Raw genomic sequence first — 20196 nt, 5'->3', positions numbered from 1 at the left:
ATTTAATTTTTAATAAAACATACTTGCCAAATCATGTAAACTAACTTTCTTTCCTCCCGCACTTATATTTCTTTCTAAATAATTACCAGAACTGCATCCATATAGAATACTTCATCTGAACATTCAAACACACCAGCAACCTATAGCCTTTATTTTAATTCAGATATTAAAAAACTGAGGAAGAATTTTTCTTCCATACTTCCTAATCTCTCCTAGATATTCCCTGTCAATACCCTTATAGGGCCACCGCAATTTAGTGTCAGTGGTATCTCTCCCGCTCAGAGACCACAAAAATTTATCAAGTGCCGCATCCGAATAGCCTTTTTTCGAAAAGGGCAAAATACACTTATTAAGAAACTCCAAAACTTTCGTTTCAATTCTCAAACCCTCATCTATATCGCTGAGGATAATATCATACCATATTTGGGCTGCTTCCGGATCCAGGCAGGCAATATTGGAATAAGATCCTGTTGACACACCTTCCTTTATCCCTGTCGCCAATCGATGTCCAGGAGTAAATACTGCAACTTCAAGATCCATTTCCCGCATTTCTTTATACCATTCAGGACCACCATCTACCACTTTAATTCCAATAAGTTGTGGGAATTCTTCAGACAGTTTCTTAAACCCACAGGGATTCAATACTGTTTTTGAATGGCCCGCATTGTATAGAACAACAGGAATCGGATCCGCTGCTTCGATAATCCCGTCCAAAAATGACAATTGTTCATCGTAATTAAGTGTCAGCCAGTCGGGATAAATTATTTGAAACGCGGAGGGTTGCAAAGCTTTCGTCCGTTTTATTCTTTCCAGGGAAATAACGGGACTCATGTGGCTAGCTCCTATTTGAAAGGGAATATTTGCTTGATGACAACTTGAGGCAAACATTTCACTGATTTGATCAAATTCTAATTCAGTCTGGTTGAAAAATTCTCCGGCTGTCCCATTGGAATATAGACCGGATAAAGATGAATTCGTCAGGATATTTATCTCTGTTTGCAAACTTGCAAAATCTATAGTGTCATTTTGATTAAAGGGAATTTGAATAGAACACCAAATTCCATTGAGGGTTCCTGAAGTCAAATGTTCCATACTTTAATATTATTCAATTGAATTATTATTGGGTTTACTCCATAATATTTTTGCAGCAAAAACATTCCCGTTTGCGCCATACTCTTCCTCTCCTTCTCCAACCATCAACTCCGCTACGGTAATCCAGGTTTCGTTCTCATTAATATTTGAAACGCTGAAATTTCCAAGACGGGCTCCCCGATTTGGCACAATTACTTTTTCCGAACTCTTTATTAGTGACATAGTTGCAGTATCCACTTCGGAAATAAATAATGGCGCCCTATGCCTGATTATATGGTCATTGTTGGCACCCCTTCTTGTATATACAAGATACAATCCCTCCGAATGTGTAACCCAGTGTTGCATGGTGTTATATGTACCTAGTTCTTCTCCGGTATCGAAATGCCAAACCTCTGGTTCTGAAAAAGTAAGACCGTCAGAACTCTCTGCCCAATAGCCCTTTTTATCATTTCGCATGGTCAGATAATATTGATCGCCATACTTTGTTAACGAAGGTTCGAATAACCCCCTTTCAATATCTATACTTAATTGAGACCCCCGCTCCAAATACGTAAGAGATTCACCATCAAACGAACACCTTATCACACTGGTGGTAAAAGGTTCTACTCCTTCAGCCCGATAATATATTGGAAAAAGGATATCTCCATTTGGCATGTCCACTCTCTGGTCTGCGCACGCATTTGTTTCATAGTATATTGGTTCCTCGGGCAACTCAAGTGCTTGCCAGTTATTCCAATAGCGATTATCTAAATTATAGGTTGACCAAATGGGAGACCTCCGTCCACTCATCAATCTCTTGTCTTTATAAGGTACAGAATGGCATGTCCCCAACAGGGTTTTAGACTTTGCATGCCATTTCGGTGTAAAATTGCACATACCCGTTGTTATTCCATCCTCCCCTTCTCTAAATTCCAAAGCATTATTTTTGTCTTCCAATCTGGACCATGATTGTCCGCCGTTGTTACTGTAACTTGAGACTACCGGTGTAAAAACATCACTTCGACCTCTTAGCCATTTCTGTACGGTCATTACCAGTAAATCTTCCTTGCCGTCATCATTTATTACAACTCCCACACTGGGATAAAACCAGGATGTCGTATCCGAATACCCCTGCATTAGGGTATCTAAAACAATCTGGTAAGACAATGATTGATTGTCTGACTTTCCTTTAGAATTATGCTGTCCGCTACAAGCGAAAATCAAGAAAACATAAGATAAAAAAATTATTTTTTTCATTAAAGATGCCTTTACAAGGATTTTATTAATTTATTGATTTCAATCTAAAGATTCAATACCTGTCGTATCATATTTTGAACCCTTTCTGCTATTCTCATCATACCTAAGTCCGACAAATGGGTCCCATCCACTGTCGCTTCATGATCCTGGCCAATCAAATTTTGTCCGTCCATATAATGGAGATCCGGTACACCCATTTTCATAGCCTCCGTATATACTTTTTTCAAGGCGCTGTTTTGCCTTTGGATATATGCACTACTCCCAAAAACCGAAGCATCCGCTTTTCTAAAATACGAATACTCCCTGATTATACTTTCCATCAAAATAACCGGAACATTCGAATGACATTTTCTAAAATTCAAAATAAAGTTGAGTGCATTTTCAGCAATGATTTCCGGTGATGAATTTGGTGTACAATCAAGTACCAATAAAGAAGGTTCCATATCACAAAGACTCTCACAGACAGAGGCCTCAAATTTACCATTCCCGCTAAAGCCCAGATTAACGGTTTCCATATTCAAATTTCTGGAAATAATAGAGGGATACGCCATTCCCGGTCTAGAAGCACTGGCACCCTGGGTTATACTTGTACCATAAAATACAATTGGATTCTCTAATTCCGGAGTTTCCTCATATTTTTCAACCGTATATCCTACCGGGACTCCGATCTCTATTTTAGAGACACCACCATAAAGGGGAAGGTTAACGAGCATCTTTTTGCTAATTTGATCCATATCCGATATGAGCATAACTTCATTCATTTTGGATTTCGGCACTCCCGAATTGACATATTGCCAGGCTCCTTTCACATTACAATACAAGTCTATTCCCAAAGCCCCGATATCCGACATGTTGGATTTTGAAGCGAAACTATGCAATTCCCACTTCACCCATACTTCAGGTGAGCTTGTTTGAAACCGGATATTTATACCCGCCGAATTTTTACTTAATTTCCAAACAACAGGACGCACTATATCTTTACACTTTGAGGGAAGTCGTCCGTAGCTGTCCTCTTCATGGTATTTTCCATAAACAGTAAAATTTTCTTCATCAAAATATCGTATCTCAGGATCACTTTGGACACCTGTTTGCATACCCTCTGGTATTAGAGGGCTATTATTGCTCTCTACTCCTCCGAAAAAGAAAACACTACTTAATATACTTCCCCATATAATCCCATAATTAATCATACAATTCATCACATATCCTGTTTTTTTTTAATGCATTATCCAGCCACCATCTACATTAAAAGTCTGTCCGGTGATGGAATCGCTCCCCGAAGAAGCCAGGAAAACAAAGGTTCCCAGCACGTCTTCTACGGTTAGCCTCTTTGGTATGGCTTGGAATTCAATAAGTTTCTTCGACACTTCAGCGTACCTTTCTTCAGTCCCTACTTTTTCTCTTTCCGTTTCTGTAAGTATGGCTCCTAATGATACGCAGTTAACGGTTACACCTTCACCTCCTAATTCCCTAGATAAAGCCCGCGTAAAACCAATAACCGCTCCCTTAGAAGCAACATAATGGACATAGTTCCTTTGCCCGGTAAAAAAGGTCACAGATGAAATATTAATAATTTTACCCCAACTTTGTTGTAACATAGAAGGATAGACCGCTTTCGAACATAAAAATTGTGACTTAACATTAACTTCCATTACCCGGTCCCACTCTTCACCCGATATTTCATTCCACTCTTTTCTAGGATCTATAGCCGCATTATTTACCAATATATCAATTCTCTTAAAATGGTTTAATGTCGATTCAATCATGGCATTGACTTCGGCCTCTTTTGACACATCACCCTGTATGGCAATGGCACTACCATTTAGGTTCTGTATTTCCTTTACGACTTTTACCGCAAGATCTTTATTCTTATAATAATTAACTACGACTTTGGCACCTTGTCGGGCAAATTCAATTGCAATCGCTCGTCCGATTGAACGCGAGGCTCCGGTAATTATAGCTACTTTATCCCTCAGTTTCATATACTACTTCTTTCAAAGCTGCTTCAAATAATCCTTTTAAGTATCCCAGGGCAAATAAACGGCCTTTTGTTTCATATCCGGGGTTTGTATTATTTTCCCCTTCCATTGTGGGAACATGGTCAATTCTGACAGGCCCGTCAAAACCTATTTTAATGTAATTCTTTACAGTTTCATACATATCCGTTTGCCCTTCGTCATGGAAAGTTTCAACAAATTTCTGGGCACTACCTGAAACATCCCTGAAATGTACATAAAACACCTTTTTTTCACTTCCTAATTCCCGGATTACTTCGGTTACATTTTCCCCCATAGCCGAGATCGTACCCTGACATAGGGTTATCCCATTAAAAGCACTTGGCACCAGGGTAATCACCTTTTTCAGGTCTTCAAAACTTGTAATAATTCTTGATATTCCCTGAATGGAGTCCACAGGAGGATCATCGGGATGGATAGCCAACCTTACCTTTGATTGTTCTGCAACAGGAATTACCTCCTTTAAAAACAATTCAAGCCTTTCCCACAAAAAATCTTTTCCGATAATACCGTATCTTGTCGTTGGACTATTCTCTACCTGAGAATGATCATATTCCGACACCAATGCCCCACCTCTTCCCTCGACAGAGAAAGAAGTCCTTACCCAATTGAAATGAGCCATAAAATTATAACACAACACCGGAATTCCGAGGGCCCCCATGTTTCTAATTAATTTCTTGCACGCCTCTATTTCTTCATCCCCTCCTTCGAGATTCAACTTAAACTTATTCAACTGCCAATTTAAATCCGGTTCAATAACTTCCAGTGAATACCCATAGTCCCGGTGTTTATTCCTCAGCTGCAATAAATCCAGATACTCTACGGAAGGGTTTCCATCATCATCCATTGGCAACCTGGAAACCGAATAACTTACTCCTGCCTGTCCTGCAAGAGTCCATATTTCACCATGCCTTATTGGTAATACTTCTGCTATTTTCACTTGAGATAAACGTTTAATCTGAAATACATACATTAATGAGATCCCTCAACTCCAAATCGGACTTATCACGACAGAAAAACACAGCAGCATCTTTAATCCAAATATCGTCCTTTTTAGCCCCCACATAATCCATAGTCATCTCATTAATTCCACTTTTTAAATGATTCTGATTTAACTCAAATATTACAAGTCCATTTTCCTCTGACGTGACCAATGAAGTGCGCTTACCATTAATTTGTACATGCAAATCATTTGGATTTATATTTTTCGTCCAGACCGGTAAAAATACCTCAGCGGATTGGGATTCATCGCCTATCTCAATTCTAAAATCAATTGGACCTGAACCTAACTTACGATGATTCCCACTTGTAGGAGATATTCTTGAAGTGCTAAAATAATCATTCCCCCCTTTCAGGTATCTATCTGCAGTGTAATCCCTATATGTTACAAAATATAAATTATTGGTAGTCTTTAGTTTTTCAGGATCACCAATTTCCGATAAAAATTTGACTCTTGTATTATATTGGTTGAAAACATATATCCCATCTATTCCTGCTGACCAGGCTGCTGCTGCTCGAGCTCTGAAAACAGCATTTTGTTGTCGAATCAAGAAGGGGTGCTCATCTTTCACTCGAGATTCACTAAACCCTGCATAAATTTTCACGCTGTTTGACAACCCCAACTTTGCAAAATTTTCCCAGAAATCCAATCTGAAATATCCCGACCCTACAACTATATCAACCAATTCTTCGCTGATCCAACTCTTTATATCAATTCCAACTTTCAAAGCGTATTCTGGATTCGTCGGAATCCTCGTTAATACCAAAATAGGTTTTCCTCGTTTTTTCCCGATTTCTTCAGTAACCATCCTGATTCTTTTGACCATTTCCGTTATAAGATGCACTTGTTCCTTAGTTGCAACTCCACCCTTGCCAACATTCCCGAATAATTCAAGGTGCCTAAAAAAATCCAACTCCACTCCATCAACATCATAATTTTCACAGACTTCTCGATAAAATTCCACACACAAATCCCGAACCTCTTTATTACTAAAATCCAACGAACTCCACCTTCCATTCGGAAGATGTTCTCCTATCTCACCAAATAAATATTCCGGATGCTTTTCTTTGAATTCAGTCCATAAATAAAACTTTTGATCTCTCTTATGGGCCGCATCATGTGTATCGTTCATACGATTGGACCAAAAAACCTCAAATCCGTGCTCATGTGCGAACTCAACAGTAGCCTTTAAAGGATCAGTTCCATGGGCAAACATTTCGGCAGTTATGTTTCTTGCATCATCACGGAGACCGTAATTAAATCCGTGATCTGTTAATTCCTCACCTACCTTTGTCCGATGGGTAAAATTTCCAAAACCCGATGCAATAGTACAATATGAAAGGGTCTTTACATCCGTCCCAATCAGACCGGAAGAACGCTTGTCCAGAAAATTACTGAGCGAATACGATTCGTTGATAGGGAAATATACCGCATCACAACCGTCATTATTATGAATGATCGGACGGTCTTGATTTAATACTTCTTTTCTCAATTCTCTATATTCTTCATTGGAGAGTTCGGTGTCCATAGTTTGTTGACCATGGACGGATACTTCCCCCACCAAGCAAGTGAAAAGAAAAATGGCAAACCAGTTACATTTTATTCTAACCATTAGTTCATATTTTTTTATTGATACTTTTTTACATTAAAACATTATTCCAAACCGGAATTCTGTCCCAAATTTGGATACTGGTCCATGTATTTACCTGTTTTGCCAGAAATAATGTCTTTCTTCAAAAATTGGAAATTCAATATCATCTCCTTTACAAGAACCAGTCAAATCATATATTTGATAAATGGTACTGGCTTCGTAGAGCATGGTCTTCAGCAGAATTATAACATCCTTCATTATACAAACTTAGTATTCAATCAACTCACTGATATGCAAATTTACCACACCCATATGATATCTATCGTGTTGCTGAATACCACTCGAATAATATGCGATAACTATCTGTCCATTATCAAATTCAAGAGCTGCGGGATAACCAAGATCTCTACTTTCTTTAAGATCCAATATCCTTTGAGGGGAACTCCAGGTAATACCTTGGTCATTACTTATGCGAACGTCAATCCCCTTATTACCTAAACTTCTATTACCATATGACAACATAATTCTTCCATCACTTAACTGCAATAAATGTGCTGACGATACTTTGGGAATACCAAGTACGCTTACATGTTCCCAAGTGAAGCCATCATCATCCGACTTGTGAATATCAAGATCCAAATGACCAAATCGCCTGGAAACAGACAACCATTTACCTTTCCCTATGTGGAGTATGGCCGCTTCTACATGTGTTCCTTTAATAATCGGTATAACTTTATTCCAGGATTTTCCATTATCTTCACTACGCAACAAATATATATGACCTTTTCTTTGATTAGCGGGGGTCATTTTATCTCTCATTTCAAATGCATATGTACCTACGACTAAATCTCCATTCTCTGCCACAATAATATCACTAAAAGGTACATGTTCACTTAACCCAACAACAGGAGGAGGCATTAAACCTCCTACCTCCCATGTTCTGCCACCATCTTTAGAAATGGAAATTGTCGAAGTCAATGGTTTGCTTTCTGAATTTCTTCGAGGATTAATCTTATCCCATCCACTACATAAAACCACTAATTCCCCCATTTGATTAATACCCGCGGCAACATTCATTCGATTTGTAAATGGTGCATGATTAGTTGGTGTTCCCGAATATTCCCATGTAAGTCCCTTATCTTGACTACTCCAGCATTCTGCATCACCTTCAAAATATCCATGGTTGGGTTGATTATATATAGTTGCAATAATTGTACTGTCTTTTAACATAGTCAAATTGGGCCAGGCACAAACATTATCTATAGCAATTAACCTTCTTGGTAAACCTAATTTTTCAAATTCAGAATTTCTTGGTTTAATTTGATCCAATGGTTGGGTTAATCCAGGTTGCATAGCACATGTCACTGCAAATAATATTCCAGTCAAAACCTTAGTGATATTCATAATTTTTATTCATGCGCCAGTATAATTATTTACTACTCCCATCCTGGATTCTGGCCCAAGTTCGGATTCTGGGACCTAGCACTTACTGGTATGGGCCATAAATAATGTTTCTCTTCGAATACCGGATATTCAAAATCACTTCCCTTGTTCGGACATAAATAGATCTTTCCGGAACTACCAAATTCTTCATACCCAACCTGATTGTTACTATTTGGATCAATCCGATTTCGATTAGCCTCTTCCCATCTTATACCATAGTCTTTATCCCTCATTTTTTCTCCCTGCTTCCATCTTCTTATATCATCAAATCGAAACCCTTCACCAAATAATTCAATTCGTCTTTCTCTTCGAATTTCCACTAATAGTGGAGAAACACCCTCATTTGTGTATTTTGGATCAACCGGAATATTATTTATATCTATATGAGGCATTCCTACCCGGTCCCTCAAGGCATTAATACTAAGGTCCAGATCCGCCTGAGTTAGGGTCCCCAATTCCGCTTTGGCTTCGGCATAATTCAACAGGGCTTCACCAAATCTTAAGACAACGCAAGGTGTGTAACCATTATGAAAATAAACATTTTGTTCCTGGTTAACGTGTTTCACCTGGTGGTAGCCTGTAAGGGAAACCCATGATCCTGTCATTCCCACCAACTGAGGAATATCTATACCAATCTCGTTAAGCCCCCCGTAGTTATAGTAGGTAACATCTTCAGGGTGTAAAACAGTTTGACGCAATCGCGGATCTCTGTTTTCAAATACATTTTCGAACTGGCTATCACCTTGATATAGGGGGGATATCCCGATCGGTAAACCATCCGTACATAAATAGTCTTCTACAGCATCCTTGGTTGCAGTAGACATGTAATAGTATATCTGCCATGAATTTTCTATAACCCCTTGTGCATATCTGCGCCAAAACATTACCTCATCAACTCCGGTTAGATCATTCATTTGAAAAATTGCATTGTAGTCATGGGTAGGGTCTCCGGTAGAGTACAATTTATAAGGGCCATTGTCTATCAATTCCTTTGCAGCCGCTGCTGCGGACTCAAGCCATTTCTCAGGTTCGTTGCCTCCATGGTACTTCCTCCATGTTCCTTCAAATAAACAAATGCGGGATTTTATTAACAGAGCACACCATCTGTTCAGCCTTCCAGGCGAACCTGTGCCATCCCATTCATTGGGAAGATTCATAGCAGCATAATTCAGGTCTTCCAGCACTTTTTCCATTACTTCCTCCCGGGGTGTACGACTTGAAAATAATTCTTCTGAATCGATATTTAATTCCTTCTCTATCCATGGATAGTCTCCATATAGCGATACCTTGTCTGCCACTACCCATGCTCTGAACAACCGGGCTTCTGCTTTATATTGATCAATTACACTTTGTTCAATATCGGCTTTATCATAATTTTCCAAACCAATATTGATTGACCGTACAAATGCAAAACAAGTATTATTCCATGCCCATGATATCGGATTCTCTTCCGAATTTATTTGACCGGCTCTGATTCTTACATGGGCAGAATTATTACCTAATGCCCGAACATCATTGTCAGTCATTCCATCCAAAGAGTATTGACCGTCACGATTCGCCCCTTCATGATTCCCATTGAGAAGGCGCATTGCGTTTGTTTTTGCGTAATTGTAAAAGTTATTGTTGTAAACCCGAAGATCACTTTCCGAATTCCAAAAAGTTTCATTCGAGATACTTGTTAAAGGATACCTGTTTAAATCCTCTTCTTTGCAGCTTATAGTGAATATTACAATTAAAAATAATATCGTATTTCTCATTGTTTTTTTAATTTTATTTATAAAGAAACCTTTAGTCCCATTGTATAGGACCTATGAAACATATAATCCGGTTGCAAATCCGTTGTGTACTCTGGATCTAAGGTCTTATACATTCCCGTGAGCTCCCACAGGTTGGTTCCATTTAGATAAATTTCCGCGCGGTTTATAAATTTGAAAGGAAGTTCATAGCTAAGCGTAATATTCTTTAGTCGAATATACGCCGCATTTTGTAAATACCTTGTTTGATTATAGGTGTTTTTATTATCCGAATACGCAAATTGTCGTCCTGGAAAGTAAGCATTGGGGTTTTCAGGTGTCCAGGAATCATCTATCCACCATTGCTCCATAGACAATGTTTTAAATGGAAAAAACCGAATAAAGTTACCCCTGCTCGGATACCAATCCTTCTTCAAAACACCCTGAGCAAAAACATCCAGAGAAAAATTCTTGTATTTAATCCTTGGGTTGATTCCAAACGAATATCTGGGAGTTGAATTTCCTATACGGACCAGATCACCCGTGTCATCCAATGTCTGAGCTCCAGAAGATATAACTCCATCTCCGTTGAGGTCGGCATAATGAACATCCCCTAATCGCCAATTCGAGCCCAACCTGCTTTGATCTGCAGATCCGTCCAATTCACTTTCATTTTGGAATAAACCAACCGTTTCATATCCCCAGATTTCTCCTACTTCTTTTCCTATATAATAATCATAAATGGCACCTGTAGGATTATCATATTTGGTTATTTCCGTCACATAATCTGACAAAGCAAGATTTACGCTAAAAAACCAGTCCTTGCCCCGACCACTATTCCAATTCACTGAAAGTTCCCAGCCTGTGTTTTTTAAATCGGCAGCATTTTCATTAGGAGAAGATGCACCCAATGTTCCGGGATAAGATCTTCTCATCAACATATCCCTGGTATCTCTGACAAAAAAATCAAATGATACATCCAACTTCTGATTTAATACGGTAATGTCCAATCCGACATTTTTACTGATAACCGATTCCCAGGTCAGACTGTTACTTACCAATCCACCGGGAGTTATCATATTGGTCAATACACCGCTTCCGTCCATCAGAAAGGTGGAGGTCGATGGCGACATAGTCGAGATATACGGATAATAAGATCCTACAGATTGATTCCCTAACTCTCCGTAGGAAGCCCGCAGTTTCAAATTATCCAACCAATTTACAGCACTATTCATAAATGGCTCTTCCGAAATCCTCCATGCGGCCGAAAAGGACGGGAAAAATCCGAATCGGCTTCCTTCCGGAAATCTTGATGTGCCATCATACCTGCCATTGGCCTCAAAAAGATATTTGTCTGCAAAGGAATAATTTACCCTATAAAATAATCCTCTTAGCATTACTTCATTTTTACTATCCGAATTAGTTCTTGTTCCGGTAGTTGCTGATAATGACGGGATATTAGGGGATATTAATTGCGTCGAACGTGTTGATATACCCCTATAATTACCATATTCCTGATTGAATCCACCTAGTACCTTTATAAAATGGTCATCCCATTTTTCCAATGTATACTCCGCAAAGGTATTTATTACATAATATGTATTTTTTGTCGAACCGCTTTCAATCCAGTCATTAGCACTTTGACCTTCGTATATTATGTTATCAACTAATTCAAAACCGCTAAATCCTCTTAAAACGTCTACTTTGGACTGTACTTGTTCATAATCCTTCCAAAAATACCTATATGAAAAATCTCCGTTTAATTTTAATCCTTTAATAGGACTTATAGTAACTCTCTGGGTAAGCCAAATATCATTATCAGTACTAATATCTCTACCCCCATATTTTAAATACGGAAGTGGATTTCTGTTATCCAGATGCATCCCGATTAAGTGCTTATATTGGTCTCGATCACCCGGCTCTTTATAATACTCCAAATCCGGAAAAGTATGGGGTGAGTAGAAATGCTTGGCGATGGATTGATAGTACCATTGTGCATGGTATTCATGGGGATCATTGTTCCCTATCGAATTAAAAGAGATTCGCTCTTCCAGCGACAACCAGTCATTAATCTTAAAGTTGATTTTTGATAGAGCATTATACCGATTAAACTTTTCGTTCCCGTGCTTATAAAAACCTTTTTTATCTACCATACCGAGTGAAACATAATAGGAAGCCTTATCTCCGGCTCCACTTATGCTCAGATCGTATTGCTGCTGAGGAGAAAAATCACGCATTGCCAAATCACGCATATATGTATTCTCCATAGGGTATAAAAACCCTTCATAATACATCCAGGCGTCCTCTGGAGTAGGATTTTCTAGCTCCTGATACGCTAAAGAAGCATTAATGATCTCTTCTGGCAAGAGTGCTCGTCCTAATGTTTTTTGGTATGCATCATTGATAATTTGTCGAGCTGTACCCCCCTCTGAAACCGGTTCATAACCTGGAAAAATTGCTTTTTGTAATGTCTGTTGAGTAGAAAAATTTATAGCGGTTTGACCAGATTCTCCTTTCTTGGTTTCGACCAATATAACCCCGAATGCAGCTCTAGCACCATAAATAGCAGCTGAAGAAGCATCTTTAAGGACAGATACCGATTTTATATCGTTAGGATTGATCTTTTCTGCATCCATCGGTACACCATCCACCAAAATTAAAGGGGACCCTCCATTTATTGATTCAAAACCCCTAATATTGAAATCAGCCCCTTCATTGGGATCTCCGGATCCGTATGTAATATTCAAACCCGGGACAACTCCCTGCAATCCCTGGCCTATAGAAGTAATGGTCCTGTTTTCCAATCGGTCAGCACCCGCTACACCTACCGCTCCTGTTAAATTGGCTTTCTTTTGTGCGCCATAACCCACAACAACCACTTCATCCAAAGTCTGTGAATCTTCCAGTAATGTAATCGCCAATTCGCTCCTACCATTTAAGGGAATTTCCTGAGCCTGGTAACCAATATAAGAAATGGACAATACCGCACTTTCATTCACATCTTTTAATTCAAATTTTCCTTCGAAATCTGTAGCTGTTCCTTTTCCAGTACCCTTCACAAGGACATTTACACCGATCAAGGGCTCCCCTGCCTGATTGGTTATAATACCGGAAACATTGAGCTCTAGCCTCTTTAAAATAATTGATGCACTTGTCTTAGGTTTTAGTCTTTCAAGTACCGGAAACCTTTTGATTTTTTTCTCTGAACTTAATACGATAAATTTATCTCTTACTACTTCATAACGCAAAGGAATCCCCTTCAACAACAATTCCAAAGCCTCCTCCAGATTTCTTTTTCCGGAATCCAAGGTCACAAGATAGTCCTTCACTTGAGATATAGTGTAAGCAAATCTGAAATCAGTCTGCTTTTCTATTTGTTGAAAAACCTCAATGAGAGGTATGTCTTTCACTTCAAGGTTGACATATTCGTCTTTCAGGCTCTGACTGTATCCCGAATTAGCAATCAAGAATTGCAGGCCAAATACAGAAAGTAATAATATTGTTATGCCCACCTTCATCCAAAAGCTCTTTTCTTTTAACAGAGAAATACAAATACTCTCTGCATTATTCCCTGGCGGAAATAAATTTTTCATAATTTTGAGTGTTTAAATGGTTAAATAATCCTATACTATTTAAATGAATTAAGGCATTTCGGCTCCACCCGAGATGCCTTTTTATTTTTAATTACATCCTGGGCCCCTTACATTTACTGTATTATTTTCAATTTTATATTCCGCTCCAATTACAGCACATATTACCGCCACTATATCTTCCAGCGAGTCACCGCGGGTAAAGGAACTTGTAAACCTGCATCCCTCCAACCCTTCGTGTTCAAGAATGACCTTACAATTCCACCTTTTAGATACTATATCCACTGCATTCTTCATTTGTATATTGTCAAAAATAAATTCCTCAGGTTCCATATCCTGGGACTCCTCTATATTTAATTTCCGCTTAGTGATTTCCATGCTTTTCTTATCAACCACTACCTGATCATCTTTTTCCAAAATTTCGGCAGGTCCGGAATTCCCGGATACCTGCACTTTCCCCCGGGTAACAGATACGGTAACCGAATCAATATCATTAAAGGATGAAATCGTAAATGCCGTACCCAGGACCCTCGTCTCCACTCCATTACTATGGACAATAAAAGGGCGCAAGGTATCTCTGTATATATCAAAAAAAGCTTCCCCATTTAATTGTACTTCACGAATCTTATCATCAAAACCCTTCTTATATGTCAAAACACTACCCGGGCTCAACAGCACATAACTTCCATCTGACAAATAAATGTGCTCCTCTGATAACATCGCCGAATCCGAGACAAGGAAGTTATTTTTTTCCATTACCATACTTTCGAAGTTATCCTTAGAGAGGAATTGCCAACCAATGAATCCAGCTGCTATAATCAATAAAATTGAGGCGGCTATTTTGAGCAATACATTAAATGGTTTAGTTCGGGACGGACTTAGTTGAATGCTGTGATGAATAGCCTCTTTCATTTCACCCTTCAGCATTCTCCGTTGAATATCATTTAATTGAGACAATCCGTCATTATGATCATCAAACTGGTCGTAATATTTCTCCAGAAATGCTATTTCCGCCTCGGAAATTGTTCCCTTGACGTACTTTTCAATTAATTTTTGAAGCTCATCCCTGTTGGAAATATTGGTCATAATATCCGTTTGTTATTAAGGTGTACGATAACCACACCTTTTTTCCCAAACAAAAATGATTTTTTTCAAAAAAAAAAACATAAACCAGGAAAATCTCTCATTTCCATGACCTGAAAAATGGTATATCTCCAATCTATATGGGATGTGGGAATTAAAGAACAAAATGAAGAAAAGCCAGTATAGCAGTGAAACGGGCCAGCCTCCATTGCAATTCCTTTATACTATTATTTAGTTGGTTATATACCGTCTTTTGCGTAATATCTAATTCTGAAGCAATTTCTGAAACCGAAAGTTGTTTCTGATAATGTAAGACAAAGATTTCTCTTCTTTTTTCAGGAAGGGCCTCAATCCATAACGCCAACAATTTAGCCAAATCATCTCTTATAATATCACCGTCAGTCTGAATGGGAGATACCATCATTTGGTCAAAAGGTTCAAAAAAGAAATCACACTTTTTCGATTTATCAATGTGTTTATAAACCTGAAAACGAACAGCTCCATACAAATATGAACGGAGGTTCTGAATTTTCAACTTATTGCGACGCTTCCATAAATCAATAAAAACATTCTGGACCACATCCTTACTGGAAGATTCTTCTTGCAACCGTTGAAAAGCTTTTCTGTATAATGCATCCCAATATCGCTCATATATACAAGAAAAAGAAACAGGGTCACCGCTTTGCATATTAGCGCATAACTCTTTATCAGATAACTCCTGATATTGATCCTTCCTTTTCATTGGTACAATGATTTTAATCCCATACTCGCGAATCAAGCCTGATTACAAGCCCAGTAAAAATAACAATTATTTAATCAAAACCAAAAGAAAAATGCCACCACTCGTTTCAAATCGAAACTATAACAAAACAAAATTAAATATTAAAATAGAAAACCCTACTGATCATAATCCAAATGAATCTTTTCAGATTTTGGTAAAGATTGACATGTCAGACGGTAGCCCTCTGCTACCTCCTCTTCGTCCAACACAAAATTCACCATCATCTCCACTTTCCCTTCCAAAAGCCTGGCACGACAAGTGGAACAAGTGCCGCTCTGGCAGGAATACGGAACGGGTAACCCGTATTCCATAGCCCATTCCAGTATACTCATATCATCATAAGGCACTTCAATGGTGGTTGTAGACCCGTCCAATGTGATTCTGACTTTACTATACTTCCCCTTGTCTGTCGATCCGGAAGTGCCGGTTTTTTTCCCCTTGTTTTTCTGTGATGCATCGGTTGTGAACAACTCAAACTTGATTTTACTATCCACCACTCCCTGTTCCTGTAAGAATGTTTTGATATTAAATACCATTGCTTCGGGTCCACAAAGCATAAATTTGTCAGTATTATCAATATCTAGTATTGCATTTAAAATCAATGTTTTGCACTTTTTGGCATTTAACCGGCCGCAAAAGAGTGTTTTTTCATGAGTTTCCCGGGTCAAAAAATGAAATACCTTTAATCTATTGGAATATTCTTTCTCCAGTGCTGCCAATTCATCTTTGAAAATGATGTCATCTTTTGTCTTATTAGCATAAAATAAAGTAACATTACTAGCGGACTCCCTATATAAAACATCTTTAATCAGTGATATGACCGGGGTAATGCCACTTCCGGCAGCAAAAAAAGTATAACGCCTTTTACTTTCGGGATCCGCCTCTAAAACGAAATTACCATCAGGCCCCATAATTTCGATAGAAGCTCCGGACCTCAGCTCATTGTGAACATATTCACTAAATGCGCCACCAGGTACTTTCTTTACTGCTACCTCCCATTTATTCTCATAAGGAGCACTGCACAGGGAATAAGCTCTTTGAACGGAACCTCCTCCGATATTCACCCGCAAGGTAAAATATTGGCCGGCGCGATACCCAAGTTGTTTCTTTAGATCTTCAGGTATATCAAATTTCAAAACCCTACAGTCCCTTGTTTCTGTTTTAATCTCTATGATTGGTACGGAAAAAAAAGAATGACTCATATATAATCTCTTATGCCGACAAAGTAAGTAAAAATCTTTGTTTAAAAAGTTTTTAGGTTTTGATCAATCCATGTTTTCTATTGCATAGACAAATTTCTTGTTAAACCAACCTATGAATTGAGAATGCTTTGAAGTTTCATATTGATGTTTCAATGCCAAAGCAGTCAATGCATAAAACATCCCATAGTACACACGGTTTGCGCAGACAACAGTCTTATTGTAGGTCAACAAAAACTCAGCTAATTCAACTGTCTCATGAGCTTGTTGTATCCTGTATTTAATCAATATTATACGATCCTGATCACTGACCATGCCCTAATACCATTGGCAAGAGCCCTCACGTAGATAGGTTGTTTTCCCCTGGGAGTATCCAATTCCTCTTCACTTAATATATGAATGTCGGTTAGAATACCATACTTTAGATCCACTTCATAACATAAATCTGTAATCTCCCTTCGTGTTTTCCAATGGACTTTATTGTGCAATAAAATCAATATATCATAATCTGAGTTCTCTCGATGTGCATTATATAATCCGGAACCGAATAAGATTACCTCCTTTAAATTATTATTTAACTTTTCAGATAAGATTGACTTTAAGTCACCAAGAATTCATTTACTATCTACCAATAAAATGGTCTTGATCTCTAATATTATTGTTTCAAATAAAAACATTCCCTAAAGCGAAGATTCTATCCATTGCCAACTATTTTCATTCTTTCGCTAAAGTCAAACGACTTTCAGTTTCTCATCCAAATTTTCATAATTAGGTAAAGTCAGTTTCATCGAATCCTTCAATGTTTTCTTGAGTTCGGAAAATGAACCTAATTTCTTTTGCAGTCATACTGGTCAATTATTGTACTGAAAACTAACCATTCTTCAAATTATACCAATCGCCGGGAAAAGGCCGGACAGCTATTAGGCTCGTTTCAAAACGAGATTCGGGGTGGTTTGTAAGACTTCGGTTGGTTTACTGCACGAGTTGGTACTGTCAGTCAAACGAATATAAGGGCCCCTTTCGTTTTGAATCTGACATTATAAAATATACGTCTCATTTGAGGACAAAATCAGGTTTTAATAAAAGAGAGCCTTCAGAATTAAGTTGATTTCCAAAATCAGGCTTTGATCTTCAAATTCCATACTAAAACAGGGGGAATTACATTTCACTCAAATCAAAGAGATCAACGCAAATTCCCCAGTCATTTAAAGCATTTTCTACATTAGATACTGGTCTGGACATCAATCCTTCTCCGCTGATCATTGCCGATCATTAAAGAAATTCTCAATACACACACTAACTATTAAGAGACTTTCTCATACTTTGAAGCAACTTCTGCCCAATTAATTACATTCCAAAATGCTTCTATATAGTCCGGTCGTCTATTTTGATAATTAAGGTAATAAGCGTGTTCCCAAACATCCAGCCCAAGGATAGGTGTTCCCTGGATATCAGCCACATCCATTAGTGGGTTATCCTGGTTGGGTGTTGAGGTAATATCCAATTCACCGTTGTCCTTGACAATTAACCAGGCCCAACCGGACCCAAACCGGATAGCTGCAGCTTTGGCAAATTCTTCTTTAAAACGATCGAAAGAACCAAAAGCATCTTCAATCGCTCTCTCCAGACTTCCAGAAGGGGTCCCACCGCCATTTGGTTTCAAAATACTCCAAAACAACGTATGATTATAGTGGCCTCCTCCGTTATTCCTTACAGCACCAGGCAGGGAAGATGCCAATTTCAATACCTCCTCCAAAGGAATATCCTCAAATTTTGTATCTTTTATTGCGTTATTAAATTTATTAATATACCCTTGATGGTGCTTGGAATGATGAATTTCCATTGTTTTGGCATCTATAAAAGGTTCCAGAGCGTCATAAGAAAATGGTAAATTTGATAATTGATAAGACATAATATTAAGTTTTAATTCAAAAGCAAATTTAGTACATTTGTTTAATAAACCAAATAATTACTTTGTTTATTATGAATAATGATTTTGCGGAAAATGAACGTTCAATATCCATCCTCAAAGAAAAGGGTGCACTTCCATTGTCTTCCATCGCCAAGGAAATGGGAGTAACTTCTGAAGGAGCCAGATTCCATCTTCTAAAATTAGAAAAAGAAGGGCTGGTAAGGTCCCGTTCAGAGGCCAAAGGCAGAGGAAGGCCTAAGCAGATATGGTCACTTACCGAAAAAGGGCACTCGCGATTTCCCGACCGGCATGCAGAAATGACAGCACATTTAATTTCCACCATCCGACAAACCCTTGGAGAAGAAGCCCTGGAAAAGATACTTGATTCGCATGAAAAGGGGATTCTCGAACGATACCGTGAGACTTTGCGGAAAGAAGGTTCCTTAGAAAGTAAAATCAAAAAATTGGTGAAAATTCGAAGTGAAGAAGGGTATATGGCTCATTATATAAAGGAAAAGACCAATTTCCTCTTTGTTGAAGATCACTGTCCTATTTGCGCCGCCGCAGAATCCTGTCAAAATTTTTGTCGTGCCGAATTAAATATTTTCAATGAAGTCCTCGGAAACAACGTAAGAGTACAAAGGGAAGAACATCTCATTTCAGGAGATAGAAGATGTACCTATAAGATATGGGAAGAATAATAGTAAAAAGAGAAATATTATTATGGCAAACCTGAAAATAAATCGAATTTTAAAATAATCATTACCTTTAACCCAATATTAGTTTATAATTAAACATCAATTTTGTATACAAAATGAAGCCATCTTCTCTATCACACAAGGTCTATCTGGAATTGCGTAAAAAAATCTTATCTAACCAATTAGTTTCCGGAATGCGACTTAAAGAGGATGAGTGGGCACAAAAGATGGATGTTAGTCGAACGGCCGTCCGGGAAGCGTTGACGCGATTGCTTGGAGAAGATCTGGTGGAGTTTGGCAAAAGAGGAGGGTACTTCATCAAGTCAATGACTGTAGAAGATGTTAAAGAAATTCGCGAAATTCGCGAAATCCTGGAAACGGGAGCCCTTCGACTTGTGATTGAACGAATATCCGATGAGGAAATAGCTGAATTGGAAACCATCTGCAATGATTTTACTTCCATGGTAGAAGGCGGCTATTTAGGGGGTGCCTGCGAAGCAGATGTTAAGTTCCACGAAACGATTATAGAACTCTCCGGCAATGAAAAGCTCAAGGATATTTATCTACACAGCAACATACCCCTTTTTCATCTCAAGCTCGGACAAAGCATGACCCATATGGATGATTATGAATTGACAGACAAGGAGCACCGGGAAATTCTTGACTCCATTAAGAAAAGGGACTTCAATCTTGCAGAAAGAACTCTGCACAAACACTTAATCAGAGGAGAATTGACGGCACTTGACATTTCATAGGTTTGAAAAAAACCTATTCATAAATTTTACACCATCCCCAAACTCTAAATTAAATGCAATTATCCTGG

General features: G+C 38.4%; 18 protein-coding genes. 2 read left to right on the top strand and 16 right to left on the bottom strand.

All coding sequences use genetic code 11. From position 1 onward, the window contains the following. Positions 1-159: 159 nt before the first annotated feature. The 16 genes from LVD47_RS03485 to LVD47_RS03415 form a co-directional block, all read right to left on the bottom strand. Positions 160-1092, bottom strand: a complete 933-nt coding sequence (locus LVD47_RS03485; RefSeq protein ID WP_236974151.1) for a dihydrodipicolinate synthase family protein — start codon at positions 1090-1092, stop codon at positions 160-162. Positions 1093-1101: 9 nt separating this feature from the next. Continuing rightward, positions 1102-2328 carry a sialidase family protein gene (locus LVD47_RS03480; RefSeq protein WP_236974150.1) on the bottom strand — a complete coding sequence of 409 codons (1227 nt, stop codon included), beginning with the start codon at positions 2326-2328 and terminating at the stop codon, positions 1102-1104. A 44-nt stretch (positions 2329-2372) separates the two neighbouring features. Beyond that, positions 2373-3527 (bottom strand): SGNH/GDSL hydrolase family protein, encoded by a 1155-nt coding sequence (locus tag LVD47_RS03475; protein WP_236974254.1) that lies wholly within the window; start codon positions 3525-3527, stop codon positions 2373-2375. An 18-nt stretch (positions 3528-3545) separates the two neighbouring features. After that, on the bottom strand, positions 3546-4310 hold the full coding sequence (locus LVD47_RS03470) for an SDR family NAD(P)-dependent oxidoreductase (protein WP_236974149.1): 765 nt from the start codon (positions 4308-4310) through the stop codon (positions 3546-3548). Further along, positions 4294-5283 (bottom strand): mannonate dehydratase, encoded by a 990-nt coding sequence (locus LVD47_RS03465; RefSeq protein ID WP_236974148.1) that lies wholly within the window; start codon positions 5281-5283, stop codon positions 4294-4296. Before LVD47_RS03465 ends, LVD47_RS03470 begins: the two co-directional genes overlap by 17 nt. Positions 5284-5296: 13 nt before the next feature. After that, positions 5297-6955, bottom strand: coding sequence for a glycoside hydrolase family protein (locus tag LVD47_RS03460; RefSeq protein WP_236974147.1), 1659 nt, complete (start codon positions 6953-6955; stop codon positions 5297-5299). 90 nt (positions 6956-7045) lie between these two features. Next, positions 7046-7192: a hypothetical protein gene (locus LVD47_RS03455; RefSeq protein ID WP_236974146.1), complete on the bottom strand. Its 147-nt coding sequence runs from the start codon at positions 7190-7192 to the stop codon at positions 7046-7048. Positions 7193-7201: 9 nt separating this feature from the next. Next, positions 7202-8338 (bottom strand): sialidase family protein, encoded by a 1137-nt coding sequence (locus LVD47_RS03450; protein ID WP_236974145.1) that lies wholly within the window; start codon positions 8336-8338, stop codon positions 7202-7204. A gap of 32 nt (positions 8339-8370) precedes the next feature. Continuing rightward, the gene (locus LVD47_RS03445; RefSeq protein WP_236974144.1) at positions 8371-10134 is read right to left on the bottom strand and encodes a RagB/SusD family nutrient uptake outer membrane protein; all 1764 of its coding nucleotides are present in this window, start codon (positions 10132-10134) and stop codon (positions 8371-8373) included. A 17-nt stretch (positions 10135-10151) separates the two neighbouring features. Continuing rightward, positions 10152-13703 carry a SusC/RagA family TonB-linked outer membrane protein gene (locus tag LVD47_RS03440; RefSeq protein WP_236974143.1) on the bottom strand — a complete coding sequence of 1184 codons (3552 nt, stop codon included), beginning with the start codon at positions 13701-13703 and terminating at the stop codon, positions 10152-10154. Positions 13704-13790: 87 nt separating this feature from the next. Next, positions 13791-14786 carry a FecR family protein gene (locus LVD47_RS03435; protein WP_236974142.1) on the bottom strand — a complete coding sequence of 332 codons (996 nt, stop codon included), beginning with the start codon at positions 14784-14786 and terminating at the stop codon, positions 13791-13793. A gap of 151 nt (positions 14787-14937) precedes the next feature. Further along, positions 14938-15525, bottom strand: coding sequence for an RNA polymerase sigma factor (locus LVD47_RS03430; RefSeq protein ID WP_236974141.1), 588 nt, complete (start codon positions 15523-15525; stop codon positions 14938-14940). Positions 15526-15680: 155 nt separating this feature from the next. After that, positions 15681-16766, bottom strand: coding sequence for a 2Fe-2S iron-sulfur cluster-binding protein (locus LVD47_RS03425; protein WP_236974140.1), 1086 nt, complete (start codon positions 16764-16766; stop codon positions 15681-15683). Positions 16767-16829: 63 nt separating this feature from the next. Then, positions 16830-17078: a HEPN domain-containing protein gene (locus LVD47_RS23990; RefSeq protein WP_369427736.1), complete on the bottom strand. Its 249-nt coding sequence runs from the start codon at positions 17076-17078 to the stop codon at positions 16830-16832. Then, a complete protein-coding gene (locus tag LVD47_RS03420; RefSeq protein ID WP_369427743.1) occupies positions 17054-17356 on the bottom strand; it encodes a nucleotidyltransferase domain-containing protein in 303 nt (100 codons plus the stop codon). The genes LVD47_RS23990 and LVD47_RS03420 overlap by 25 nt, the downstream gene beginning before the upstream one ends. Positions 17357-18066: 710 nt before the next feature. Next, on the bottom strand, positions 18067-18675 hold the full coding sequence (locus LVD47_RS03415) for a superoxide dismutase (protein ID WP_236974139.1): 609 nt from the start codon (positions 18673-18675) through the stop codon (positions 18067-18069). Between the two features lie 71 nt (positions 18676-18746). On the opposite strand from LVD47_RS03415, the gene LVD47_RS03410 reads away from it, so the two are divergent. Together LVD47_RS03410 and LVD47_RS03405 are read left to right on the top strand one after the other, a co-directional pair. After that, positions 18747-19376 carry a helix-turn-helix transcriptional regulator gene (locus tag LVD47_RS03410; protein ID WP_236974138.1) on the top strand — a complete coding sequence of 210 codons (630 nt, stop codon included), beginning with the start codon at positions 18747-18749 and terminating at the stop codon, positions 19374-19376. A 113-nt stretch (positions 19377-19489) separates the two neighbouring features. Beyond that, positions 19490-20128, top strand: coding sequence for a GntR family transcriptional regulator (locus LVD47_RS03405; RefSeq protein ID WP_236974137.1), 639 nt, complete (start codon positions 19490-19492; stop codon positions 20126-20128). Positions 20129-20196: the final 68 nt, after the last annotated feature.

The organism is Membranihabitans maritimus (assembly GCF_021729145.1).
Taxonomy (GTDB): domain Bacteria; phylum Bacteroidota; class Bacteroidia; order Chitinophagales; family Saprospiraceae; genus Membranihabitans; species Membranihabitans maritimus.
This window is presented reverse-complemented; position numbering and strand designations above follow the sequence as displayed.